This window comes from Sporosarcina sp. BP05 (genome assembly GCF_014282005.1).
In the GTDB taxonomy this organism is placed as follows: domain Bacteria; phylum Bacillota; class Bacilli; order Bacillales_A; family Planococcaceae; genus Sporosarcina.
Genome location: NZ_JACFTD010000089.1, coordinates 1 through 493, shown reverse-complemented (window position 1 = coordinate 493; position 493 = coordinate 1). Strand labels below are relative to the sequence as shown.

The 493-nt window shown below is 35.7% G+C and carries 1 protein-coding gene; it reads left to right on the top strand.

Annotated elements, in window-relative coordinates; translation table 11 throughout:
* Positions 1 to 493: reverse transcriptase domain-containing protein (locus H2672_RS19265; RefSeq protein ID WP_255485942.1), on the top strand; the 493-nt coding region annotated here is incomplete at both ends.

Below are 493 nucleotides of genomic sequence, written 5' to 3'. Positions count from 1 at the left end.
CTGGGATTATTATGGGATGACAGATACCTTTACTGACTTACATCAACGAGCTAAAAATAAAGAAACATTCCATTTACTATACGACATCATTACGTCGCGGAATAACATTTTATTAGCGTATCGAAAGATTAAGTCCAATAAAGGGTCGAAGACCCCTGGAACAGATGGAAAAACCATCTTAGATATAGAGAAACGAACTGAGGATGAATTAGTAGAAGAAATACAAAGACAGCTCAAAAATTATCGCCCAAAGAAAGTTAGGCGTAAACTTATTGAAAAAGATAATGGCAAAATGCGACCATTAGGTATTCCATGTATCCTCGACAGAATCATCCAACAATGCTTTAAACAAGTATTAGAGCCAATTGCAGAAGCCCACTTTTATAATCATAACTATGGATTCAGACCTTTGCGGTCTACGCATCATGCGATGGCGAGAGTTCAATATCTAGTTAATCAATCAAAACTTCATTATGTGGTAGATATTGATATT